This window comes from Nocardia sp. NPDC004278, assembly GCF_053602975.1.
Genome location: NZ_JBSGEQ010000007.1, coordinates 1 through 25,956 on the forward strand (window position 1 = coordinate 1; position 25,956 = coordinate 25,956).

Sequence of the window (25,956 nt, forward strand, 5' to 3'; positions counted from 1 at the left end):
ACCGCCCTCACCGCGCACGATGCGGTCGCACAGGCCGTGGCGCTGGTGCGTGCGGATGCCCGTACCGGCGATCAGCTGGTCGGCTATGTGGTGCCGGTGAACGGCGGCGAGGTGGATGTCGACGAGCTGCGCAGGCACCTGACCGGGCAGCTGCCGTCGTACATGGTGCCCGCGGCACTGCTGGTGCTCGACGCGATGCCGCTGAACCCGAACGGCAAACTCGACCGCCGCGCACTGCCCGAACCCGCCTTCGAGGCACGGGAATTCCGCGCGCCGTCGACCCCGATCGAGGAGATCGTGGCCGATACCTTCGCCGAGGTGCTCGGTCTGTCGAGCGCCGAGGGTGGGCGCGCGGTCGGTCTCGACGACGACTTCTTCGACCTCGGCGGCAACTCGCTGATCGCCACCCAGGTGGTCGCCCGCCTCGGCGCCGCACTCGATACCCGCATTCCGGTGCGGCTGCTGTTCGAGGCGCCGAATGTGGCCGCGCTGGCCGCGCGGATGGAGGCGCAGCAGGGCACCGGCGGTCGCCGGGAGCTGGTCGCCGGACCGCGGCCGGAACAGATTCCGCTGTCGCTGGCCCAGCAGCGGATGTGGTTCCTCAACCGCTTCGACAACCAGACCGCCGTCAACAACATCCCGCTGGCGGTCCGGCTCACCGGTGCACTCGATGCCGATGCGCTGCGGCTGGCCGTCGCGGATGTGATGGACCGGCACGAGGTGCTGCGCACCGTCTACCCGGAGACCGCCGACGGCCATGGCGTGCAGGTCGTGCTGCCCGCCGGTCAGGTCCACCTCGACCTGACCCCGATCGTGGTGTCGGAGACCGATATTCGCGATCGCATCAGCGAGCTGGTACTCACCGGCTTCGATGTCACCGCCGAGGTTCCGGTGCGGGCCGAGCTGTTCCGGCTCGAGGCCCCGATGGACGGGTCGCTGCCGGATACCCACGTGCTGGTCTTCGTGGTGCACCACATCTCCGGTGACGGCTGGTCGGTGCGTCCGCTGGCCCGCGATGTGATGGTCGCCTACGCGGCCCGCAACCGTGGCGAATCGCCCGCCTGGGCGCCGCTGCCGGTGCAGTACGCCGACTTCGCGCTGTGGCAGCGCGAAACCCTCGGCTCCGAGGACGATCCGGCCTCGCTGATCGCCAAGCAGGTCGTGTACTGGTCCGAAAGCCTGGCCGGACTGCCCGATCAGCTGGACCTGCCGTCGGATCGTTCGCGTCCGGCCATCGCGTCCAACCGCGGTGACGTCTACGAATTCGGCATCGACGCACAGCTGCTGACCGAACTCAACGCACTGGCCCGCGCACAGGGCGCGAGCCTGTTCATGGTGGTGCACGCGGCCTTCGCGGCACTGCTGGCGCGACTGTCCGGCAGCGATGACATCGCCATCGGCACCGCCGTCGCCGGTCGCGGTGAGGCCGTACTCGACGACGCGATCGGCATGTTCGTCAATACGCTGGTGCTGCGTACTGCGGTCGATGCGGGTGCGTCGTTCACCGAGCTGGTCGCCCGGGCCCGGGAAACCGACCTGGCCGCCTTCGGCCACGCGGACCTGCCGTTCGAGCGGCTGGTCGACATCCTCAATCCGGCCCGTTCGCAGGCGCGGCATCCGCTGTTCCAGGTGATGCTGTCGTTCCAGAACACCGGAGAGGCGGCCTTCGAACTGCCCGGCCTCGAGGTGGCCGGCGTTCCGCTCGATGTGGTGACCGCGAAGTTCGATCTGCATCTGAACCTCGCGGACCGGATCGACGCGGCCGGCAACGCCGACGGCATGACCGCCGAATTCGCCTATGCGACCGATATGTTCGACGCCCGCACCATTGCCGGTGTCGCGCAACGGCTGGTCCGCCTGCTGCGCGCGGTGGTCGCGGACCCGGCCGCCGCGGTCGGTGACGTCGATCTGCTCGATGCCGCCGAACACACGTTGGTGCTCGAAACCTGGAACGACACTGGGCATGTCGTCGACGCCGAGCTCACCCTGGTCTCGATGTTCCAGGACCAGGCCGCCCGGAGTCCGAAGGCGACCGCGCTCACGTTCGAGGGGACGAGTCTGTCCTACGGCGAGTTCACCGCACGGGTGAATCAACTCGCACGGCACCTCATCGCACTGGGCGTCGGACCGGATTCGATGGTCGCGCTCGGTATGCGCCGGTCCTTCGAGCTGGTGATCGGCATGTACGCGGTGACCGTCGCGGGTGGTGCGTATGTGCCGCTGGATCCGGATCATCCGGCCGAGCGCACCCGGTATGTGCTCGACACCGCGGACCCGGTGTGCGTGCTGACCACCGCGGCCGACGAATTCGACGCGGGCAGCACTGCGGCGCTGGATATCGCGGCGCTGGATCTGTCGGCGTACTCCGACGAGCCGGTGACCGATGCGGAACGTCTGGTGCCGCTGCGGCCTTCGAATACCGCGTACGTGATCTTCACCTCCGGTTCGACCGGTCGCCCGAAGGGTGTCGCGGTCAGCCACGCCGCCATCGTCAACCGCCTGGTCTGGATGCAGTCCGAATATGGGCTGGATCGCGGCGATGTGGTGCTGCAGAAGACGCCGGCCACCTTCGATGTGTCGGTCTGGGAATTCTGGTGGCCGCTGCAGGTCGGGGCGCGCCTGGTCATCGCACGGCCCGACGGGCACCGCGATCCGGCGTACCTGGTGCAGACCATTGCCGAGGAGCAGGTCACCACGGTGCACTTCGTGCCGTCCATGCTGTCGGTCTTCGTGGCCGACGACCGGGCGGGCGAATGCTTCGACCTGCGCAATGTCTTCGCCTCCGGTGAGGCGCTGCCCGCGGTGACCGCACAGCGGCTGCGCGAGCTGACCGGTGTCTGGCTGCACAACCTGTACGGCCCGACCGAGGCCGCCGTCGACGTCACCTATCACGAGGTGACCGACGCCGACACCGTCTCGGTGCCGATCGGTGCTCCGGTCTTCAATACCGAGGTGTATGTACTGGATTCACGCCTGCACCCGGTTCCGATCGGTGTGCCGGGTGAGCTGTACCTCGCGGGTGAGCAGCTGGCGCGCGGCTATGTGGCGCGTCCGGATCTGACCGCGGATCGCTTCGTGGCCAACCCGTTCGGCACCGGCGAGCGCATGTACCGCACCGGTGACCTGGTCAGATGGGTGCCTGCATCGCGAAGCGATTCGATGAGGGGTGGTGGCCGGGCGACGGGTGGGCCTGCGCGTGGTGAGCTGGAGTATCTGGGCCGCACCGACTTCCAGGTGAAGCTGCGCGGTCTGCGCATCGAACTCGGTGAGATCGAATCCGCGCTGACCGCGTTGGATGCGATCGCCCAGGCCGCTGTGGTGGTCCGCTCCGACGATCGCCTCGGTGATCAGCTGGTCGGCTATGTGATCGCGGCGGCCGACCGTAGCGTCGATATCGACGCGGTGCGCGCCGAACTCGCGGCCGATCTGCCCGCCTACATGGTGCCGACAGCCTTCGTGGTGCTGGACGCGTTCCCGCTCAATGCCTCCGGCAAGCTCGATCGAAAGGCATTGCCCGCTCCCGTCTTCGAGGCGAAGGTGTTCCGCGCACCGTCGACCCCGATCGAGGAGATCGTGGCGAGCATCTACTGCGATGTGCTCGGCATCGCCCGGGTCGGCCTGGACGACGACTTCTTCGAACTCGGCGGCAACTCGCTGCTGGCCACCCAGGTGACCGCGCGCATCGGCGCGGCGCTGGATACCCAACTCGCGGTGCGCGACCTGTTCGAGGCGTCGACGGTCGCCGCGCTGGCGGCCAAGGCCGAACACAATGCCGGATCCGGCCGCACCAGGCCGCGCCTGGTGGCCGGGGAGCGCCCGGCCCGTATTCCGCTCTCGCCCGCGCAGCAGCGGTACTGGTTCCTCAACCAGTTCGATACGGCCACCTCGGCGGTGGACAATATTCCGCTCGCCGTGCGGCTGTCCGGTGTGCTCGATGTGGCGGCACTCGAGCAGGCGCTCGGCGACGTCTTCGCGCGGCACGAGGTGCTGCGGACCACCTACCCGAGTTCGGCCAGCGGTGCGCACCAGGTGATCCTGCCCGCCGATCAGGCCGTCCCACGGCTGACCGTCACCGATATCGACGAGTCGGATCTGGTGCGCACGGTCATCGAATTCGCGCTCACCACCTTCGATGTCACCGTGCAGGTGCCGCTGAAGGTCACGCTGTTCCGGATCGCCGAACACGATCATGTGCTGGCGTTCACGGTGCACCACGTCTCGGCCGACGGTTCGTCGATGGGCCCGCTGGCCCGCGATGTGATGGCGGCGTATGTGGCACGGGCGCAGGGGGAGATCCCGCAGTGGCTGCCGTTGCCGGTGCAGTACGCCGACTACGCGCTGTGGCAGCGTTCGGTGCTCGGCTCCGAGGACGATCCGGAATCGCTTGCCGCACAGCAGGTCGCTTACTGGCAGTCCACGCTCGCGGGTCTGCCCGACCAGCTGGAGCTGCCCGCGGACCGGCCGCGTCCGCCCGCGCAGAGCTTCCAGGGCAAGGCGATTCGCTTCGAGATCGCGCCGGACAAGCACGCTCGCCTGCACGAATTGGCGCGGGCCAATAACGCCTCGCTGTTCATGGTCGTGCACGCGGCGCTGGCCGTTCTATTGGCTCGTTTGTCGGGCACCGACGACATCGCCGTCGGTACGCCGATCGCGGGTCGTGGCGAGCGCGAACTCGACGATCTGATCGGCATGTTCGTCAACACCCTGGTGTTCCGTACCCGGGTGCGGTCCGGCGATACGTTCGCCGATCTGCTCGCCGATGTGCGCGAACGGGATCTGGAGGCGTTCGCGAACGCCGATGTGCCATTCGAGCGGCTGGTCGAGGTGCTCAACCCGGAGCGTTCGACGGCGCGCAATCCGCTGTTCCAGATCGGTCTTTCGTTCCAGAACCTGGCCGAGACCACCTTCACACTGCCCGGCCTGTCGGTGAGCGCGGTGAACTTCGATTCACAGCTGGCCAAAACCGATCTGCACGTCACGCTCTACGACCGCTACGCCGATGACGGCACCCCGGCCGAGATCGTCACCGAATTCGGCTATGCCATCGACCTGTTCGACGAGGCCACGGTGCAGGGCTTCGCGGATCGGTTCCTGCGGGTACTGGACGCGGTCGTCGCCGATGCGGCGCAGCCGGTCGGCGAGATCGATCTGCTCGCACCGCAGGAGAGCACGCGGATCCTCACGCAGTGGAATGACACCGCGCATGCGGTCGACACCACCGCGACGCTGGTATCGCTGCTCGATGCGACCGTGGCCGCGACGCCGGACGCGATCGCGCTGGTCGCGGATGTGCCCACCGGCGGCAAGCTGAAACTCACCTACGCCGAACTCGATTCGCAGGTGAACCGCCTGGCGCGGTACCTGATCGAGCGTGGTGTCGGATCGGAGGATCGGGTTGCGCTGGCGATCCGCCGGTCGGTTGATCTGGTCGTCGCGATGTACGCGGTGGCCAAGGCCGGTGCGGCGTATGTGCCCGTCGATCCGGATCAGCCCGCCGACCGCGTCGAGTACATCCTCGGCACCGCCGCTCCGGTGTGCGTGCTGACCACCGGTCGCGAGGGCTTCACCTCCGCGACGGTGGATTCGGTGGCCATCGATGAACTCGACCTGTCGCCGTACTCGGATGCGCCGGTATCCGCAGATGAACGACTCGGCACGCTGACCGCGGCGAATACCGCGTACGTGATCTTCACGTCGGGTTCGACCGGCCAGCCGAAGGGTGTGGCACTGCCGCACAGTGCGATCGCCAACCAGTTGCAGTGGAAGACCAGCGAATTCGGCCTCGGCGCCGAAGATGCGGTGCTGCTCAAGACGGCCGCGACCTTCGACCTTTCGGTATGGGAGTTCTGGTCGGCCGCGGTGTCCGGTGGCCGACTGGTCATCGCGGCCGCCGACGGACATCGCGATCCGGCGTACCTCAATACCCTGATGCGCGATGCCGGTGTCACCACATTGCATGTGGTGCCGTCGATGTTGGACGCCCTGCTGACCGAATCGGACGGCAAGCTGCCCGAGTCCCTGTGCCGGGTGCTGGCGATCGGTGAGGCACTGCCCGCCGCGACCGCACAGCGGTTCCGCAAGGCCAATGCCGCCAAGCTGTTCAACCTCTACGGTCCGACCGAGGCCGCGGTGTCGATCACCAGCCACGAGGTGACCGATGCGGATGCCGTCTCGGTGTCGATCGGTGCGCCGGAGTGGAACAGCCGTGTCTACGTGCTGGATTCGCGTTTGCGTCCGGTGCCGGTCGGGGTGTCCGGTGAGTTGTACCTGGCCGGTGCGCAATTGGCGCGCGGCTACTTCGGTCGTGCGGATCTGACCGCGGAGCGGTTCGTGGCCGACCCGTTCGAGTCCGGCGTGCGCATGTACCGCACGGGTGACCTGGTGGCGTGGAATGCCGACGGTGAGCTGGAATACCGTGGCCGCACCGACTTCCAGGTGAAGATCCGCGGTTTCCGCATCGAACTCGGCGAGATCGAGGCGGCACTGCTGCGGCAGACCTCGATCACCTCGGCCGCCGTACTCGCGCACACCGATCCGGCGCTGGGCGACCGCCTCGTCGCCTATGTCGTCCCGACCAGCGGTGAACTCGATAAGCGCGCACTGCAGTCGGCGCTGGCCGCGGAGCTGCCGTCCTACATGGTGCCGAGTGCCTTCCTGGCGCTGGAAGCGTTGCCGCTCAACGCCAATGGCAAGCTCGACCGAAATGCGCTGCCGCAGCCCACCTTCGAACATGCCGCATTCCGCGCCCCGGTCTCGCCGGTGGAGCAGATCGTGGCCGGTGTGTTCGCCGATGTGCTCGGTATCGAGCGGATCGGCGCCGATGACGACTTCTTCGCCCTCGGCGGTAACAGCATTCTGTCGATCCAGTTGGTATCGCGGGCGAAGGTGCTCGGCGTGGTGTTCTCCGTGCGCGATGTCTTCGATCAGCGCAGTGTCGCCGGACTCGCGGCGATCGCCACCTCGACCGCGGAGCTGCGTCCGACCATGGCGGAGCTGCCCGGTGGCGGAGTCGGCGAGATCCCGCTGCCGCCGAGTATCGCGGCCGTGCTGGCCGGTGGCGCGCCCTACCAGCGCCTCGCCCATGAGGCGACGGTGGCCCTGCCACGCGAATTCGATCGCGACGGACTGCGCGCGGCGATCGCCACGATCGTCGACCGGCACGACGCCCTGCGCACCCAACTGCGCCAGGTGGGCGATGGCTGGACCTTCGCGGCACTGGAGCGCGGCGCCATCGATATCGATGCACTGGTGCACGAGGTTTCGGTCGATGCCACCCTGACCGAGGACTACGGCTACGACGAGCTCATGCGGCTCGCCGATAGCGAACGCGCCGCCGCGGCGGATCGTCTCGATCCGGCCAACGGTGTGATGGTGCAGTTCGTGCGGATCACCGCGGACAAGCTCGACGGCGGCAATTTCGTGCTGGTCGTGGTGCACGCCTTCGCGGCCGACCCGAGGTCCCTCGGCGTGCTGACCGCGGATCTGCGCGATCTGGTCGCCGCCGAGCCGGTCGCACTGCCGGCGGTCGGCACCTCGCTGCGGCGCTGGGCATACGGCCTGACCGAGGATGCGAGTGCCCGTGCCGCCGAACTGCCGTTCTGGCACGAGGTTTCGGCCACGCCGGATCCACTGCTCGGCGCGCGCGCCTTCGATCCCGCACAGGACACCGTCGCCTCGGTGCGGCGGGTTCGGGTCGAGGTGCCGACGGTGGTCTCCGAGGTCCTGCTCAATACCGTTCCGGCGCGGTTCCACGGCGGTGTGCCGGACGGGCTGCTTTCGGCATTGGCCATGGCGCTGGTGCGCTGGCGCGGTGAACAGCACGGATCGGATGTGCTGATCCGGCTCGACGGCAATGGGCGCGCGGCGGTCCGCGGTGCCGAATTGTCGCGCACGGTCGGTGCTTTCACCACGACCTATCCGGCCCGGCTCGCACTGGGCGATATCGATCTGGCCGATGCGTTCACCGGCGGTGCCGCCGCGGGCGCCATCGTCAAGTCGGTGAAGGAGCAACTGCGCGCGGTGCCGGATCAGGGCGCCGGCCACGGTCTGCTGCATCTGCCGCAGGTGGGTCAGGTGAGCTTCCGGTATCAGGACGCGGCGATCAAGACCGAGCGGGCCGCCGATATGCCCGCCAATGGTGCGGTCGATATCACCGTCACCACCGACGATGCGGACACTGGTCCGCGCCTGCTCGCCACCTTCGAATTCCCGGTGGGCCTGCTCGGCCCGGAGCGGGTGCAGGAGCTGGCGGATCTGTGGATCACCGCGCTGACGGCGCTGGCCGAGCACGCGCAACGCCCGGATGCCGGTGGGCACACACCGTCGGATCTGCCGCTGGTGCGGGTCGGCCAGTCCGATATCGACCTGTGGGAGCGGACCTACCCCGGCCTCACCGATGTGTGGCCCGTCTCGCCGCTGCAGTCCGGTCTGCTCTTCCACGCGCTGATGACCACGGCCACCGTGGACGTCTACACCATGCAGGCCGTGGTGCGGCTGGCCGGAACGGTGGATATCGAACGGCTGCACGCGGCCGCGCAGGCGATCCTGGATCGGTACCCGAACCTGCGCACCGCCTTCGTCACCGACGCCATGGGTCGGGCCATGCAGGTCGTACTCGATCGGCTCGAAGTGCCCTGGCGCGTGGTGGATCTCACCGAACTGCCGGAGACCGAGCGGGCCGAGGAACTGCAGCGGCGGATCGAGGCCGATCACGCGGATCGCTTCGATATGTCCGCGCCGCCGCTGGTGCGCTACACGCTGTTCCGCACCGCGGAGCAGGAGTGGTCACTGGCCATCACCACCCACCACGTACTGGTCGACGGCTGGTCGATGCCGCTGCTCATGCGGGATCTGCTGGTGCTCTACGCGACGCGCGGCGAGCAGTCGGCGCTGCCGCAGGTCTCCTCCTACCGCGACTTCCTGGACTGGCTCGCCACCCGCGACCAGGACGCGTCGCTGCGGATCTGGGCCGAGGCCTTCGACGGTGCGACCGAGCCGACCGAACTGGCGACGCCCGCGCGGACGGCCGAGACCTACGAGACCGGCAAGCTGGTCACCGAGATCGACGCCGACCGCACCCGCCAGCTCACCAAGCACTGCGCCGACCTCGGCATCACGGTGAACACGCTGGTGCAGGCGGCCTGGGGCATTCTGCTCGGCCGGCTCACCGGTCGCGCCGATGTGGTATTCGGCGCAACGGTTTCCGGTCGGCCCGCCGAGTTGCCCGGTGTGGAATCGATGGTCGGTCTGTTCATCAATACGCTCCCGATCCGGGTGCGCATCGACGACCGCGCGACCATCGACGATCAGCTCAAGCGGTTGCAGCGCGACCAGACCGAACTGCTCGACCATCACTACGTCGGACTCGCCGATATCCAGCGCGCCGCCGGGATCGGATCGCAGTTCGACACACTGCTGGTATTCGAGTCGTATCCGATCGATCGCGAGGCGATCGCGGCCGCGAGTTCGATCGACGGCATGTCGGTGACCGATGTCGGTGTCGACAGCACGACGCACTACCCGCTGACCCTGCAGGTGACCGCGGAGTCCAAGCTCGAGTTCACCCTCGAGTACCTGCTCAGCCGGTTCACCGCCGATGAGGTGGAAACCCTGTCCACCAGGCTGATCCGGGTCCTCGACGCGCTGCTCGGCGATCCGAACGGACTGGTCGGCGATATCGATATCCTCGACGCCGGTGAGCGTGCTCGCCTGCTCGCCGAATCCGGTATCGCGGCAACGGCTCCCGCGCCGGAACTGGTCGGCCGGCTCGGCGCGCGTACGGTGTCGAAGGTGCTCGGCGAGGTCGTCGAGGCGGATCCGGAGGCGCCCGCGCTGCTGGTCGACGGCGACGAAATCGCCTACCACGTGCTGGATCGCCGTTCCTCGCAGCTGGCGCGGGTGCTCATCGAGCGCGGTGCCGGACCCGGCGATGTGATCGCGGTCGCGCTGCCGCGTTCGGTGGATGCGGTGGTCGCGGTCTGGGCCATCCAGAAGGCCGGTGCCGCCTGCCTGTTCGCCGGTGATCTGAGTGCCGACGACATGGTCGCTGCCGGAGCCGGTTTCGGGATCACCCTGGAACCGGTCGACGCCCCGATCAACTGGCTGGTGCCAAGCGATCCGACGGTGCAGGCCGAGTTGGCCTCCGCGCCATCGCATCCGGTGTCCTACGCGGACCGCGTGCGCCCGCTGGCCGAGGAACACGCGGCCTTCGTGGTCCTCGCGGCGGACGGATCGGTCCAGGCACTGAGCCAGACCGAGGCGCTGGCGCAGTCGGATCGCGTGCGCTCGGAATACGAGATCGACTACGAGTCGACAACGTTCACCACCGCCGCCTCCGGCCGGACCGCCCTGCTGGAGTTCCTGTCCTCGGCAACCGCCGGTGCCCTGTCGGTGCTGCCCAGCACCGACGAGATCGCCGACGACCTCGCCGACGGCGAAGTCAGCCACTGGTTCGTCACGGTGGACGAGGCGACCGACGCGGCCGACGAGAACGTACGCATCGTGATCGTCGAGTAGCCGAAAGCGCATTACCAACCCAAAAGCCCCGCACCTCAACAGAGGTGCGGGGCTCAGTGCTTGCTACTGCTCGACGCCAGGACTCGACCGAGCATCCGGCCACTGCTGACACGCCGCTGACGTGTGCGGCTCCGGCTAGACTTGGGCGGAGTCAGCGGACATCGTCCGCTCCCGTTCGGCGAGGTTGGAGGTGGTTCCAATGGCAATGCCCGTTCCCAGGTCCGATCGTTGGACAGCCGAGGACCTCGATCACATGCCCGAAGACGGATTACGGTACGAGGTGCTGAATGGCCAGCTCGTCGTGAACGCTGCTCCCAAACCACGACATCAATGGCTGATTCAATGGCTGGTGCGCGCACTCGTTGATGTCGTGCCACCTGGGTATGTCGTGCTGGAAGGCGTTGGGGTGCTGATCGGCGATGACGAGCCGATTCCCGATGTCATGGTGGCTACCGGCCCGATCGACTGGGACGCCCGGGGTGTTCCGGCCGAACAGGTGAAACTGGTCGTCGAAGTGGTATCTAGATCAACGACCCTGCAGGACCGCATGGTCAAGCCCGTTCTCTACGCCGCAGCCGGTATCCCGAACTACTGGCGCGTCGAGATCAACCCGTTCAAAGGCCAACTCCGCGAGGAAATGTTGCCGGTCCTGTTCGCGCATGCCCTTGGTGCGGACGACACCTACGAACGGACGCACCGGGTGGCGGCTGGAGACACCGTCACCCTGCGCAGTCCTTTTGAATTCACGGTGGATCCGGCGTCACTGATGCCCTGAGTCGGACACCATCGCCGCAACGCTGGCCTGTTTCTTGGTGGCAGGGGCAGGGCCGCACGCCGTGACGAGCTTCGGGCACTCGATGGTCAATGCCGGGCCTCGGTGCTGGGTGTGAGCGCGAGCAGTTCGTCGACCGACCATTGGTCGTCGGCGTGTTTGCCGAGTTTGCTCGCCAGTACACGGCCGTCGGGGGCGATGAGGAAGTCGCCGGGCAGTCCCAGGCGGCCGCCTTCGGGTTTGCTGGGGGGAGCGGGCTTTTCCTTGCGCAGTACTGCTCTGGTCGCGGTGACGACGCTGCGGATGATGGTGGGCCAGGCGCGCGGGTCGAGTAGGGCGCGGGGTGTGGATTCGATGCCGAACTCGCGGTAGAGGATTCGGGTCGGGTCGGCGATCAGGTCGAACGGGAGGTCGCCCTCGTATCTGCGCAATTCGGCTGCGCTGGAATGGAAGACGACGACCTCGCGGATATTCGCGGCGAGGATCTCATCGTGTCGGACGGCGAACGAGCGCAGGTGCAGGTTGCAGATCGGGCATCCCGCGAAGCGGCGGAACTGCAGGTGTATCAGGCAGTCCTGATCGGGGATCGGAATTGTGCTGTCGGCGATGGTGACGAGTGCCCGATCGGCCACCGTGGTCGGCAAGGACATGAAAACTCCCTTCGTAGGTGTACGACGTACGCCTACGATCAAGTATGCGCGTACCTTGTACGCTGTCAACCCGTGCCCCGCCCTCGCTCGCTGACCAGCCCCGCCATCGCGGCCGCCGCCATCGCCGTGCTGGATCGCGACGGCCTGTCCGGCCTCACCATGCGCGCGGTCGCGAAGGAACTCCGCATCGCCACCATGGGGCTGTACCGCTACGTCGCCGACCGCGACGAACTGGAGGTACTGGTCGTCGACCACCTACTCGCCACCATCGACCTCACCCCACCGATCGATCCGAATTGGCGCGACCGCATCACGGCCCTACTGGACCGCATGCGAACCGCGGCCTCCGCTCACCCCGCGGCGGTCCCACTCGTAGTGCGCCACCGCCAGTCATCTCCCGCCAGCCTGCGCTGGATCGAGGCGATGCTCACGATCCTCACCGACGCGGGCTTTTCCGGCTCGAGCCGAGTCCTGGCCCAACGCACCCTCATGGCCTTCCTCGTCGGCCACCTCCAGAACGAGCACTACGGCCCCCTCTCCGGCCCCGGTACCACCACCATGACCCAACTCCCCCCAACCACCTACGCGCTCCTCACCGAAACCGCCACCGACGCCCAGAACATCGACGCCGCAACAGAATTCCGCCTCGGCCTCGAAATCGTCCTCCGCGGGCTGGCTCCATAGCCCGCTTTGGACGGTGCCCCTCGAGTCCTCCGTGTGCCGTCCCACCCCAGCACGCCCCCCGGGGGTCGTCCTGGACAGGCGATCACCATGCACTCACGCAGGCAAACGTCGAGAACGCCCTGCACCAGCGCATTCTCGCCGTCTGTTGGGGTGTTGTGAGGGGTGGGGGTGGTTCGACTTGGGGCAATGGTGTTGCTGTGCGGGTGACTGCCTGCTTGGGCGCGGAAACCCCAGCCCTGCGTCCGGATAGCTCTTGCTGTATCGGCCCTGGGGCTGGGGTCTGTTGAACGTAGTCGAAGGGAGGTTGCGCAGGCCGTTTCGACCGCCGTATGACTGCGCTCGGCGAAGTGTCCAAGCTGGCTGGACGGGGTACCGGCACGGGGTTTCGTGCCGGTACCAGGGGGTGGTGGTTCAGCGGGTGAGACCAGGGAGTGTCATGGTTTTGCCCATGATCAGTGCGCCTGCGTCGTTGAGGTGTAGGCCGTCGCCGGAATCCAGGTCGGGGCGGATGTAGTCGGGGTTTTGGGGGTCTTCTACGGCGGCTGCTACGTCGAAGACGGCGTCGAAAATGTCTGTGGTGCGCAGCCATTCGTTGACGGTGTGGCGGACGGGACGTCCCTCGTCGACATTGAGGTCGGGGTAGATCACGCCGGCGAAGGGGCCGATGGTGTTCGCGTAGACCTTCAGTCCGGCGGCACGCGCGCGTTCGGCGAGGGCGGTGAACGCTGCGATCAGGTCGTTCGCGGGGGAGGTGTGGTTGTCGAGGATGAGGTCGTTGACGCCGAAGTGCAGCACCACGTGCGTCACCCCGGGGACGGCGAGGACGTCGCGATCGAAGCGGGCGAGGCCGTGCTCGCCGACCTGGTCGGTCAGCAGGCGGTTTCCGCCGATCCCCTGATTGACCACCCAGCCGGAGATGAGACGTTCGTTGAGGATGTCGACCGAGCGGCGGTTCGCACCCGAGGTCGAGCCAACGCCTTCGAACCAGGAGTCGCCGAATGCGACGACGATCGGATCGGTGCTCGCGGTCAGCACATCGACGCCGGTCACGTAGAAGCGTGAGGTGGTCTGTTCGGCGTCCGGCAGCGTGAGTGCGGAGGTCTGGTCGCCGGTCGTCACGTAGCTGGGTTCCATCGGCAGCTGTGAGAAGGGGGCTAGCTCGGTCGCCTCGGGCAGGTACAGGCTCAGCGCGAGATCGGTGCCCGCCGCGACGGTGAAATCGATCGGGTCGCTGATGATGTCGGCACCAGCGGGAATGATCGTGCCCGCCTGGCCGTCGAAGCGCAGTTCGGTATCGGTCTCGGCCACGATCTCCTCGCCCGACTTGCGCACCGCGATGCGCGCCGCACCGATGGTGACCGGCGCCGAACCGTAGCGGTTGGTCAGTCGCACCCGCAGCTGCTCACCGCCGCCGACCAGGTGCAGCACCTGACGAACCGTGTGATCGGCGAAGTCGCGCGGTTCCGCGAAACGGATTCGCTCGGCGGGGTTGACCAGGGTGGAACGGAATCCCGCGACCCAACGCAGCGTGTCAGCCATCTGAATCTCCATTTTGTTGCCGTGAGGAATATTGCGCTGACAACAACTTAGACCAGAGATATTCCTCATGTCAACTATCCCCATCGCAACTATCCTCGGCTACGCTCGGAGTCGTGGACACGACAGACCTCTTCGATGACCCCCGACTCACCACCATGGGCCTGCTCTACGAGGCCTACGACGGACTGGCCGGCAAATTGGAACCGACCTGGAAGAAACACGGTCTGTCCGGCCTCGATGTCAATGCACTGATGCGATTGAGCCGCTCACCGGGGCGGCGGCTGCGGATGACCGATCTCGCCGCCCAGACGAATCTGTCGACCAGCGGTGTCACCCGGCTCGTCGACCGGCTGCAACGCAATGGATTCGTGTGCCGCGAACTGGATTCCGCGGACCGCCGCAGCTCCCATGCCGTACTCACCGCGGCCGGCGCGACCCAATTGGCGCGCCTACTGCCCGAATATCTCGAGGTCATCGAGCGCTGGTTCACCGGTCTGCTGAGCCCGGACCAACTCGATGCCTTCGTCGCCGGGCTGCGCATCATTCGCGACCAGGTGAGTCCGCAGGCGACCACACGTGGATCCGACTAGATCACCGAAATGCCTTCCCCGGCAAAGGATTCGGCTCTTGTCATGCGTCCCGGCAGCGCCGACCCGGTCTTCCTGTCGGACCTCGCCGAGCGGCATATCGCAGCCGGAACAGGCCCACAATCAATGGCAGCAGGACCGCGGCAACGCAGGGGTGAGCGCCATGAGCGAGCCGAGAAGGATTACTCCGGAACAGCGAGAGGACTTCTGGCGGCGCTGTGGCTGGTCACCGGAGCTGCCGGAGGCCGAGCGCCGCCGTATCGAGGAAGTCTGGGATGACGAGTCCATCGATATAGCCGAGCTTTTCGGCTGGTAGTGAGGTCAGGCGTTGAGTTCGCCTGCCTGCCGCCAGGAATCGCGTTCAGCGGCGAACGCGTCGGCTTGCCGTGCGCGGAACTCATCGATGGATTCGGCATTGTCGGACAGGAACTTCCGGTATTCGGCGAGGGCGAACTCCCCGTCCTCGGCCCGCACCTCGACCTTGCCCGCCGCGAAATCGGCGCGCAGGTCCAGCAGTTCGTCGGCTTCGACGGGGTACCAGCGAATCCGGTCGAAATAGCGGAGTAACCAAGGGGATTCGTCCCTGTCGGCGTGGTGGTTCCATACCTGGGTGGTGCGTCCGACGAACTGGTAGCCGCCCGGACCCTCCATACCGTAGATGCACAGGTAGGCCCCGCCGATGCCGACGGCGTTCTCGGGAGTCCAGGTGCGGGCCGGATTGTATTTCGTGGTGACCAGACGGTGGCGCGGATCGGTCGGCGTCGCGACCGGCGCGCCGAGGTAGACGTCGCCGAGGCCGAGCACCAGATATTCGGCGCCGAAAACGGTGTCGTACACCTCCCGCACCGAGGCCGATCCGTTCATCCGCCGGATGAATTCGATATTCCACGGGCACCAGGGGGCATCGGCGCGTACGCCGTGCATGTAGCGGGTGATGGCCTCGCGCGTCGACGGATCGTCCCAGGACAGCGGCAGGTAAACGGTGCGACTCGGCACCACGAGTCGATCGGCGGCAGGGATGTGCGCCTCGGCCTCGGCCAGCAGGTCCAGCAGTGCTGGCACCGGCAGGATCGCCGGATCCACTCGGATCTGCAGGGATCGCACGCCGGGCGTCAGTTCGGCTACCCCGCATAGGCCGAGCGCGAGCAGGTGTTGGTGCAGGGCGTGCACCCGGGCGCGCAGGCCGAGATCCAGTGTCATGGTGCCGTATTCGACGAGCACACCGTCGTCGCCCTGGCGGCGGTAGGTCACGCCGATCTCGTCATCGACATCGGCGCGGCGCAATACACCGTCATCGCCGTCGCCACCGGGGGACAGTACGGCGGGCCAGGCCGCGCGCCGCGCCGGACCGAGTTCCCGTATCGAGGCGGCGTGCTCGGCACGGATCGGAACGAAGCGCACGGTATCGCCGGGGCACAGTTGGCCGAGCTTCCACCGGTCGGCGGCGACGACGGTCACCGGGCAGACGAAACCGCCGAGGCTGGGGCCGTCCGGGCCGAGCAGGATCGGGGTATCGCCGGTGAAGTCCAGTGCCCCAACCGAATACGGGGTGTCATGGATATTCGATGGATGTAGGCCCGCCTCGCCGCCGTCGGTCCTGGCCCACTCCGGTTTCGGGCCGATCAGTCGCACACCGGTGCGATCGGAGTTGAAGTGCACTTCGTAGTCGGTGCCGACAATGGTGTCGAAGTCCTTGCGGGTGAAGAACTCCGGTGCGCCGTGCGGCCCCTCGGTAACCGCCAGTTCCCAGCGTCGCGACAGCACCGGCTGCTCCTCCATCGGCACCGCCTTCGCGATCCGGCCGACGTGCGGGCCGAGCTCCAGCATGTCACCCGCTCGCACGGCATCGCCCTTACTGCCGCCGAATTTGCCGAGCGTGAAAGTGGCCGTGCTGCCGAGATATTCGGGAAGCTCGAGGCCGCCCGCGAGCAAAACGTAGCAGCGCATGCCGGGACCGCGCACCGCGCCGATATCGAGCACCCCGCCTGCCGGAACCAGCACGGTCCGCCACTGCCGCACGGCGGTCCCGTTCACGGTGACATCGGTCGGCGCGCCGGTAACGCACACCCAGGTCGGTGCGGAGATTTTCAGCGCGGGGCCACCGAGGGTGCATTCCAGCCCCGCCGCGCCCTCGGCATTGCCGAGCACTCGATTGCCGAGCCGAAACGACAGGTCGTCCATAGGCCCCGACGGGGGCACTCCGATATGCCAGTAGCCGATCCGTCCCGGCCAATCCTGCACGGTGGTCAGCATTCCGGGCCGCAGCACTTCAATTCGCGATATGGCATCGCCGGTTACTTCGAGGCCGCGGCCGTTCGGGTGATCCGATCTGGTCGCAGCAGCCGTTATCGGGGTTGTCCGATCGGCCATCGCGACGGTTGAGATCCCGCCGACCGGATCGGCACCGTTCGCCTCTCGGCCCTGTTCATGTGCGGAGGATTCTGAAGCGGCAGGCGTGATTTCTGACGCCTCCGCCATGTCGACACCAATGTTCGCCCTGAACTGTCCGCGGGTGTCCGTCCCGCTGATCGAATGAAAGCGCTTGTCGGTCGGCAGCCCCGACCCAATCGGATTTGTCGCACCGTTCGCCGACAAGTTGGTCACCGTCATCGGGTCACCACCATGCGCACGGGCGTGGGATCGAAGCCGTTGCAGGGGTTGTTGATCTGCGGGCAGTTCGACACCAGCACCAGGGTGTCGATCTCCGCGCGGAGGGTGACCTTCTTTCCGGGAGCGGACAAGCCGTCCACGATGCCGAGGGTGCCGTCGGCCTCCACCGGAACGTTCATGAACCAGTTGATATTCGAGACCAGATCCCGTTTGCCGAGGCCCCATTTCAGCGCCTCGGCGAGGAAGTTCTCCACGCAGGCGTGCTGATGGCGGGTGTGGTGGCCGTAGCGCAGCGTATTCGACTCCTGGGAGCAGGCGCCCGCGATGGTGTCGTGATTGCCGACCTCGTCGGCGACGACGGTCATCAGTGCGGTGCCCGCATCGGTGCGCAGCACACTGCCGGTGCCGAGGAAGATATTGCGCTGCGCGGCGATGGTGGCCTGCGCGCTGTAGCGGTCGGTATGGTCGGCGGCCGAGTACAGCAGACAGTCGACGGCCTGATTGCCGTGCAGGTCGATGATTTCGAGCCGATCACCCGCGCGGACCACGGTCGACCACGGCGCGCGTGCTGGCACGTTCTCGTCGAGCACGAGGATGCGGGTCGGTGCCGAGGTCATGCCTCTACCTCCAGAGTCGCGGCCGTCCAGGCCTGTTCGGTGTTCTCGACCGCCCGCAGATACTCCGGGTCGGAATTATGGTGTTCGGCAAGCTCTTCCGGCGCGGACCAGCCGAGAATGTCGAGATCGGTCGCGGGTCGGTCATCGAGCGGATGCGCGGTGTTCGCGATGAGCAGGACCACCGGCAGGTGGATGAGCAGGTCGACCGATGCGCCGGGCGCGGCACTGCCGGTTGCGGTCAGCGCGCCATCGGATTCGACGCGTACACCGCGGAAGAACGACACGGTCGGCGCGATATCGCGCGGCTCGAGGCCCTGTTTGGCGCCCGCCAGCCGCAGCAGCCCGCGCGCCTGCGGCGTCGGTCCACACAGCGTGTCGTGGTGGCCGGAGGTATCGGCGACGATGGTGGCCAGCACTCGGCCCTGATCCGAGAGCAGCGGATGTCCGGTGCCGAGATACGCCTGCCACGGAACCTTCACGGTGTCGGCGACATTGAGCCGCTCCCACGGCGCTTCCGCGCGCAGCAGCAGTAGGTGCGCGCATGCGGCACCGCCGACATCACCCAGCCGAATCCTGGTCCCGCGACCGAGCACGATATTCGCGTACCCACCGGCCGGAATCCGCTGTGCGAAGGTGATCTTCGCCGCCCCGACGTCATCGGGCAGTTCCGGCCCCGCGATCTCCGCGACGGCCGCTTGCGCCCGGGCATGTGCCCGCGCTCCAGTGGTCGAGGCTGTGCTGGTCATCGTTGATCCTTTCAGTGCGGTACATCGGGCGACCGACCGTCGCTCGGTGGAGCGGCTGTGCTCGCACGGAGTAGTGGGCGAATGGGGCTGGCGTAGGTCGGTTGTCGGTGGCGGAGTGTGTATTCGGTGGTCGCCATGGGTCTGGCGTGGCCCGCGGGTTACTCGAGCGGTTGGTCGTGGTGCGGGAGGTGTGTGGCGTGGTTGGTCGTGGTGCGGGAGGTATTTCACGCGGTCGGGCGCGGTGCGCGAGGTGCGTTACTCGGTCGGGATGGTGCGCGGCGGCGGGTATTCGGCCCACCACCGCGCACCGATCGGTCAGGCAGGTTGAGCTGCTGGCTCGAGGCTCTCGGTCTTCGGCCCGGCATTGACAACGCGGTGCACGACAACACCGACGGCGATCACCACCAGCACGAAAAGTGGTGCGGCCCAGAGCATCCACCAGCCGCCGCCATTGGGCGTGTATACCTCGGCGCGCGGCCAGGCCAGGTTCACCGCCATCGCGATGCCCCAGACCACGGCGAGTGCATTGATCGGAATGCCGAAGCGGCCCAGGCTGAACAGTGCGGAGTCGCTGTCCCAGCCCCGGATCCGCCGCACCAGCAGCGGCACCGTGACCAGCAGATACGCCAGATAGAGCGTCACGATGCACACGCTGGCCAGGGTGGCGAAGATGGCGGCATTGCCGAGATTGAGCACGAGCAGGCCGATGCCGAGCACACCGATGATCACCGAGGGCAGCACCGGAGTACCGAAACGTGGGTGCACTGCGGCCAGGTGACGGGCGAACGGCAACTTGCCATCGCGCGCCATCGAGAACATCAGGCGCGAGCCGGCCGTCTGAATTGCCAAGGTGCACACCGTGATCGCCACCGCGACGCAGCCGAGCAGGACCTTGCCGGGGGTGCTGTCGAGCTTCGAGGTCAGCACATAGGCCAGCCCCTGGGTGGACAGCGCACCGTCGTCCAGGCTCGGCGCGGCCATCAGTGCCCCGAGCAGCAGCAGTCCGCCGCCGAGCGCGGAAACCGAGAGCGCGGTCAGGATGGTGCGCGGGGCGACCCGGCGCGGATTCTTGGTCTCCTCGGAAAGTTCACCGGCGGAATCGAATCCGACCATCACATAGGCGGCCATCAGACCCGAGACGAGAAAGGCCGCCCAATACGGCCCCGGCGCGGCCTGATCGGTTTGCAGCACCACACCCGCCCCGCGTTCGGTGTGGGTGAAGAACAGCGCGATGATCGCCAGTACGCCGACGATCTCCACGGTGACCCCGATCGAATTGATCCGGGCCATCAGGTCGATGCCGATCACATTGATCAGCGTGGTGATCACCAGCAGGATGCTGCCGAGCAGCACCGCATTGGTCGCGCCGGAGGTCGAGGTGAGCGCGGAATCGTCGCCGACGATCTGGAATCCGCTCCAGATCGAGGGCAGCACCACCTGTAGTGCGATCGCCGCCGCCGCGGCCGTGACGATCTGCGCGATGATCATCATCCACCCGGCGAACCAGCCGACGACCTCCCCGCCGAGCCGCCGCGACCACTGGTAGATACAGCCCGAGATCGGATAGCGCGCGGCCAGTTCGGCGAAGTTCAGTGCGACGAGGAACTGTCCGGCGAATACGATCGGCCAGGTCCAGAAGAAAGCCGCACCACCGAACGAATAGCCGAAGCCGAAGAACTGGAAGATGGTGGTGAGGATGGAGACGAAGGAGAATCCGGCCGCGAACGAGGCGTAGCGGCCGAGTTTGCGGTGCAGTACCGGTTGATAGCCGAAGCCTGCGAGGTCGGCATTGTCCCGGCTGATATCGGGGGATGGGAGGACGGGGGCGACTGAATCGACTGTGGTGGCCATGGGGGTTCCTTCACGAGCGGCCAATACCTATCGAATGACAGTTTTGCGTTCGCGATCGCGCTTTCGGTGTCCCCCGTGTATCGCTTCCGCGAACGCCGGTAACTTCTGCGTTGCGCGGATTTCTATCGAATGACAGAAACCTCACACCTCGGCGATCGGCTTGGAACGACCAGACCGGTCTGAACGCTATGGCGGCGAATGGCCGTACTGGACGCGATGCCAGAATGGGTCGTGCCCAATCTCGGTCCCGGCCGTCCCCGTCTCGACCAGCGGCCCCGTCGCGGTCGGACACCGCGCGACGAGATCCTCGACGCCGCCGGAGAGCTCTTCACCACCAATGGCTATGCCAATACCTCCACCCGCGCGGTCGCGGATGCGGTCGGGATCCGGCAGGCCTCGCTTTACCACCACTTCGCCGCCAAGGACGACATCCTCGACGCACTGCTCGCCGAAACCATCGCGGGTCCACTGGAACTCGCCGAACGCCTGCGCGAGGTGGGCGAACCCGCGCACACCCGGCTGTACGCGCTCGCCTGGTTCGACGTGCGCCAGCTATGTGCGGCGCACTGGAACCTCGGTGCGCTGTATCTGCTACCGGAGTTGCGCACCGAACGCTTCGCGGCCTTCCGGCTGCGCCGTGACGAATTACGCGGGCACTACGAGACTTTGGCGACGGCGGTCAGTGCCGAAGCGGGTGTGCCCGGGGCCGAGGACCTGCCGTTCCGGCTCGTCGAGACGGTGATCAATATCCGCTCGGACGCCGGCAGCGCGCCCGAGCAGGCGGAGCGCGCCATTCCCGACGCGGTCATGCGAATGCTCGGCTGGTCCGGCGATCTGGACCGACTCCGCGCCGACGCGCACGAACTCCTCCAGCACTTGGCGGCCTGAACCTCCCGCGGGCCAGGACTTGCCGTCCACGCCCGCCCACCCACTCAGCTCATCGCGGCCGGTAACTCCAGTGCCCCGTCCAGACAGATACTGCGCTGCCCCACTCCGACTGCTCGCCGAGAGTAGTCATACGGCCGTCGAATACGCCTTGGTGACCACCATGCGACTACGGTCGACAGACCAGGACCCAGGGCTGGATACGGCCGGGGCTATCTGGACGCGCACTAGTCTTTGCCTCGGGTTGCCTTGAACTCGAAGCCCCAGTTGTAGATTCGGGCGATCTCGCGGACGCCGCCGCCGGGACGACCCTTGGGCGGCCGGATGAAGGTGCCGTCGCGGCGAACGATCAATTCACCATTGACATTCTCGATATGCGCGAGGATCACATCGCGGGAATCGTCGTTGCAGCCGCTGATGATCATCTCGATCGGCGGCGAATTGCGCGGGTACAGTGTGGCGGTCGACTGCACGCCCTGGAAGTTGTTCGCGCCCTCATAGATCGAGGCGAAGACCAGAATCCGGCGGAACTGCGCGGTGTAGTCGAGATTGATGTCCAGGTTCTCACCGGTCGCGCTGCCGCCGGTCCGGTCGTCCTGGTCGAGCCGGATGAACGGCGGGCGATCCAGTGCGCCGAAGGAACGGTCGAGTGCGCGGACCGATCCGATTCTGCCGTCGGCCAATTCGAAAAAGCAGCAGAGATCGAGATCGAGGCTGCTGGCGCGCTTGCGGCCGAACAGACCGCCGCCGGTGTGCGCGATGGTCCAATTCAGGTTGACCCGCATGGTGCCCGTGGTCGCGCCGTGTTTGGTCAGCGAAACCGTCGGCGATTCCTTCGTCAGCGACACCTTGCCGAGATTGACCGGCGCGTCCGTCGAAGCGGAACCCGCAGGCGGCGGGGTGAATTGGTCGGGCGTCGTAGGCGGCGCATATGGCTGCGACGCCGGGTTGGGTGCGTATGGCTGCGGCGTCGGCGGATAAGGCTGTGGTGTCGGGCTCGCCGGGTACGGCTGGGATATCGGATTCGGCGGGAATCCGGGCGGAGCCGCGGGCGGATAGGGCGGCGGTGCCGCGTACTGCTGCTGCGCGGGTGCGGTATGCGGAGTAGCTGGTGGCGTATACGGCTGTTGCGGTGTTGGCGGTGGCGTATACGGCTGTTGCGGTGCTGGCGGCGGCATGTACTGCTGTTGCGGCGCCGGCGGTGGCACGTATGGCTGTTGCGGCCCGGGCGGTGGCGCGTATGGCTGTTGCGGTGCTGGCGGTGGCACGTATGGCTGTTGCGGCCCGGGCGGTGGCGTGTCTGGCTGTTGCGGTGCTGGCGGTGGCACGTACTGCTGTTGCGGCCCGGGCGGTGGCGTGTCTGGCTGTTGCGGTGTCGGCGTGTGCTGCGGTGCCGGTGGTGGCGTGCTCGGCTGCTGCGGCGGGGCATACGACGGCGCACTCGACTGCTGCCCGGTCCCCGCGTCATCAACCGAAATCCCGAAATCGGTAGCGAGCCCAGCCAACCCGGTCGCATACCCCTGCCCGACCGCCCGGAACTTCCACGCACCCTGCCGCCGATACAACTCCCCGAGCACGAATGCGGTCTCGGAACCGGCACCCGGACTGTCGAACCGCGCCGCCTCCGCACCGCTCACCGCATCGAACACCCGCACATACAGACCATGGAACTGCCCGAAGGTGCCGCCATCCGCGGAGGCCGCGATCACGATCGTGTCGATCTGCGGTTCGACCTGCGCCAGATTCACCGCCAGCGTGTCGGTTACGGTTGGCCCCTGCCGCTTACCTTCGTGCCGTACCGCGCCGGACGGATGATTCGGCTGGTTGTAGAAGACGAAGTCGTTGTCCGAGCGCACCCTCCCGGAAACGAGCAGTAGGGCCGAGGCATCCGCATCCGGAACCCCTTGACCTGACTGCCACCCCAGCTCGACGCGGACTGAAGACATCGGCACCACGACATTGGCGCCCTTCATCATCGACACATCTGCCAAGGTATACGACCCCGGCGCGCCCTGTCTCGGTGTGCGCGACCGCCTTCGGTCAGTGCGTCGGCGGTGCGATCTGCCAATGTTGTTGCAGCGCACCGGCGATTTCCGGGAGCACCATCACCGGCACGCGCTTGTGCCGCAACATCGCCCGAATCTCGGTGACCTGCTCGCGCTTGCGCATGTCGTACGCGCCGGCGACGGGCCGCCGCACCGGCGGGATGGACAGCAGTACGAGTTCGCCATGGCGCTCGTCGCCGCCGGTCAGATCCAGCGCCAGCGACCAGCGGGCCCGCTCGTCGAGGGTGAACCGCCCGGCCACCACCCGCTCCCAGTCGATACTGGATTCCTGCCACGGGGTGCGCCGGTAGATCGCCCCCTCGGTGAGCACGACGACGTCCCTACCGAACAAAGCGATCAGCAGCGCGATGCCGGCCACCGCACCGGCCAGCAATCCGGTGAAGACCCGGTTCAGCCCGAAACCGGCGACGATCGTACTGCAGACCAGCACGGTGGCCGCGATCCCGAGCATCCCGTATAGCATTGCCCGCCGGGTCGGTACCACGCCCGCACGCACCATCGTCATCTCGACCTCCTGCTTTACCCGCACTCAACCTAGCCGGTACGGATGACCGGTGGCTTCCCGATGCGGGCGGGTCGGCGTACTCAGGCCTGCAGCGCCACCGCGGCTTCCCCGGTGTAGACCAGGAACTGCATGCTCTCCTGGAAGTAGAGCTGTACCGATTGCCCGTCATGGGCGAGGTAGCCGATCGACAGGTCCTGGCCCAGCTGCAGATCGAAGTCGCCGCCGCGGGTGGTCAACACGAAGGCGCCGTCGATGGCCGGTGCCCAGATGATCTCGCCCTCCGGAATGAGGCGTTCGATATGGGTGCGAATCGGATGGCCGTGATCGGAGGTCTCACTGACCGCCGTGTACAGGTCCGCGCTCAACAGCACCGAGTACGGGCCATCGACGCCCGCCAACCGCAGCGCGCTCAGCGCCTGGGCGACGGCCTCCGGCGCCAGCCGCGGATCGCTGGGCAGTTTGATCGGGGCATTGGACGAACTCGCCCGGATACCGGTGATATTCGCCGCCTGATAGCCCTCGAAGATGGCCCGGTCCTCGGCGAAGGCGATCCGGCGTGCCGCCTCCTTCACCGCGTCCAGATCGGTGTCCTTGGCGCCGCGCTCGACATCGTCGAGTTCCTCGCGCGAGAGCGTGAACGGCACCCGCAGTTCGACCAGCGGCGCGACCACGCGCTGGCGAGCCTGCACACCCTCATCGGGTGCGGTGATCGCGGTGGTGCGGCCGAGTCCGACCGCGGAGTAGTCGGTGCCGTGCGGTCCGGACAGGTCCACGACCCGGCGACCGGCGATATGACGTTTGAAGGTGCGCGTCGCCTCCTGTTCGATCGCCTGCCATGCCTCGGAGGTGATCGGCGCGAGATCCCGATGGAGGTTGTTCATGACTGACTGCTCCTTTTCAAGGTGCCGATACCTAGCGAACCGATAGTGCCAACGCCGTTGGGCGGCAAAGATTCCGCGCGCATTTCCGCGCTGGCCCCGGGCGCTGCGGGGAGGTCGTCGAAGAAGTCCGCGGGGGGCGCGAAGAACAATGTGCCGGTCACCGCTATCGAGAAGTCGAGGATCCGGTCGTAGGCCGCCGCCTCCGTGCCGACGAACATCCGCGACAGCATGGTTTCGGTGACGCTCGGCGTGGCCGAGTAGGCGATGTAGTAGGTGCCGAATTCGCCGTCCTTGACGCTGCCGAAGGGCATATTGGCGCGCACGATCTGCCGCTCGGTGCCATCGGCATCGGTGATGGTGTTCACCGCGACATGAGAATTCGCGGGCTTATCCGCATCGGAGAGTTCGAAATCGTCGAGCTTGGTGCGCCCGATCACCCGCTCCTGCTCCTCGACCGACAGTGCCCGCCACTGCGCCATGGTGTGCAGGTACTTCTGCACGATGACGTAACTGCCGCCCGCGAAGTCCGGATCCTCGTCGCCGACGACGGCCGCGCTGACCGCCGCCGAACCCTCCGGATTCTCGGTGCCGTCCACGAAGCCGAGCAGATCGCGCTGCTCGAAATAGCGGAACCCGACGGTCTGGTCGACGATGGTGATCGCGCCGTCGAGCCGGTCTCCGATCGTCATCGCCAATTCGAAACAGGCGTCCTGGGTTTCGGCCTTGATGTGAAAGAGCAGATCGCCCGGGGTGGTCGGGGCGCTGTGCACCGCGCCGACGAATTCGGGGAGTTCATGCAATTCGGCGGGCCGCGGCCCGCCGAACAGACGATCCCATGCGGCCGAGCCGATCGATGCGATGCAGGTCAGTCCGGCGCCGGGCACCCGAAAACCGATCGATCGACGCAATCCGGGGAGATCGGCGAGCAGGTCTCGCACCGCCGCTTCGCCGCCCTCATCGATCGTGGCGACGAGGAAGATCGCGGCCGGTGTGAGCGGTTCCAAGATCGACTGCGGCGCACCCATGGGCTCCAGACTAGAGCCACGCA

16 protein-coding genes are annotated in these 25,956 nt (G+C 67.0%); 6 read left to right on the forward strand and 10 right to left on the reverse strand.

The features are described 5' to 3' along the window. On the forward strand, positions 1-10,515 hold a 10,515-nt coding region (locus tag ACWEO2_RS12745), incomplete at its 5' end, for an amino acid adenylation domain-containing protein (RefSeq protein WP_452405443.1). Between the two features lie 205 nt (positions 10,516-10,720). Next, positions 10,721-11,290: a Uma2 family endonuclease gene (locus ACWEO2_RS12750; protein WP_452405685.1), complete on the forward strand. Its 570-nt coding sequence runs from the start codon at positions 10,721-10,723 to the stop codon at positions 11,288-11,290. Positions 11,291-11,376: 86 nt separating this feature from the next. Here the strand turns inward: ACWEO2_RS12750 and ACWEO2_RS12755 are convergent, their stop codons facing one another. Then, positions 11,377-11,937, reverse strand: coding sequence for a peroxiredoxin-like family protein (locus ACWEO2_RS12755; RefSeq protein WP_452405444.1), 561 nt, complete (start codon positions 11,935-11,937; stop codon positions 11,377-11,379). Positions 11,938-12,009: 72 nt separating this feature from the next. On the opposite strand from ACWEO2_RS12755, the gene ACWEO2_RS12760 reads away from it, so the two are divergent. Beyond that, positions 12,010-12,621 (forward strand): TetR/AcrR family transcriptional regulator, encoded by a 612-nt coding sequence (locus ACWEO2_RS12760; protein ID WP_452405445.1) that lies wholly within the window; start codon positions 12,010-12,012, stop codon positions 12,619-12,621. A 411-nt stretch (positions 12,622-13,032) separates the two neighbouring features. Here the strand turns inward: ACWEO2_RS12760 and ACWEO2_RS12765 are convergent, their stop codons facing one another. Further along, positions 13,033-14,229, reverse strand: coding sequence for a GDSL-type esterase/lipase family protein (locus tag ACWEO2_RS12765; RefSeq protein WP_452405446.1), 1,197 nt, complete (start codon positions 14,227-14,229; stop codon positions 13,033-13,035). 44 nt (positions 14,230-14,273) lie between these two features. Here ACWEO2_RS12765 and ACWEO2_RS12770 point away from each other — a divergent pair, with 44 nt between their 5' ends. Together ACWEO2_RS12770 and ACWEO2_RS12775 are read left to right on the forward strand one after the other, a co-directional pair. Then, complete coding sequence (locus tag ACWEO2_RS12770) at positions 14,274-14,750, forward strand: MarR family winged helix-turn-helix transcriptional regulator (RefSeq protein ID WP_452405447.1); 477 nt, start codon at positions 14,274-14,276, stop codon at positions 14,748-14,750. 160 nt (positions 14,751-14,910) lie between these two features. Further along, complete coding sequence (locus tag ACWEO2_RS12775; protein WP_452405448.1) at positions 14,911-15,063, forward strand: hypothetical protein; 153 nt, start codon at positions 14,911-14,913, stop codon at positions 15,061-15,063. A gap of 5 nt (positions 15,064-15,068) precedes the next feature. On the opposite strand, the gene ACWEO2_RS12780 is transcribed toward ACWEO2_RS12775, so the two are convergent. The 4 genes from ACWEO2_RS12780 to ACWEO2_RS12795 form a co-directional block, all read right to left on the reverse strand. Then, entirely contained in the window at positions 15,069-17,000 is a 1,932-nt protein-coding gene (locus ACWEO2_RS12780) for a 5-oxoprolinase/urea amidolyase family protein (protein ID WP_452405686.1), read from the reverse strand. A gap of 353 nt (positions 17,001-17,353) precedes the next feature. Continuing rightward, entirely contained in the window at positions 17,354-17,974 is a 621-nt protein-coding gene (locus ACWEO2_RS12785; RefSeq protein WP_452405449.1) for an urea amidolyase associated protein UAAP2, read from the reverse strand. Continuing rightward, positions 17,971-18,720, reverse strand: coding sequence for a DUF1989 domain-containing protein (locus ACWEO2_RS12790; protein WP_452405450.1), 750 nt, complete (start codon positions 18,718-18,720; stop codon positions 17,971-17,973). Before ACWEO2_RS12790 ends, ACWEO2_RS12785 begins: the two co-directional genes overlap by 4 nt. Positions 18,721-19,035: 315 nt before the next feature. Continuing rightward, a complete protein-coding gene (locus tag ACWEO2_RS12795; protein WP_452405451.1) occupies positions 19,036-20,571 on the reverse strand; it encodes an amino acid permease in 1,536 nt (511 codons plus the stop codon). Between the two features lie 216 nt (positions 20,572-20,787). Between ACWEO2_RS12795 and ACWEO2_RS12800 the strand changes: the two genes are divergently transcribed. Then, positions 20,788-21,459 (forward strand): TetR/AcrR family transcriptional regulator, encoded by a 672-nt coding sequence (locus ACWEO2_RS12800; RefSeq protein WP_452405452.1) that lies wholly within the window; start codon positions 20,788-20,790, stop codon positions 21,457-21,459. A gap of 224 nt (positions 21,460-21,683) precedes the next feature. Here the strand turns inward: ACWEO2_RS12800 and ACWEO2_RS12805 are convergent, their stop codons facing one another. The 4 genes from ACWEO2_RS12805 to ACWEO2_RS12820 form a co-directional block, all read right to left on the reverse strand. After that, positions 21,684-23,432: a TerD family protein gene (locus ACWEO2_RS12805; protein ID WP_452405687.1), complete on the reverse strand. Its 1,749-nt coding sequence runs from the start codon at positions 23,430-23,432 to the stop codon at positions 21,684-21,686. 64 nt (positions 23,433-23,496) lie between these two features. Next, positions 23,497-24,027, reverse strand: coding sequence for a hypothetical protein (locus ACWEO2_RS12810; RefSeq protein ID WP_452405453.1), 531 nt, complete (start codon positions 24,025-24,027; stop codon positions 23,497-23,499). 80 nt (positions 24,028-24,107) lie between these two features. Beyond that, a complete protein-coding gene (locus ACWEO2_RS12815; protein WP_452405454.1) occupies positions 24,108-24,908 on the reverse strand; it encodes a family 1 encapsulin nanocompartment shell protein in 801 nt (266 codons plus the stop codon). Next, positions 24,905-25,933, reverse strand: coding sequence for a Dyp-type peroxidase (locus tag ACWEO2_RS12820; protein WP_452405455.1), 1,029 nt, complete (start codon positions 25,931-25,933; stop codon positions 24,905-24,907). Before ACWEO2_RS12820 ends, ACWEO2_RS12815 begins: the two co-directional genes overlap by 4 nt. Positions 25,934-25,956: the final 23 nt, after the last annotated feature.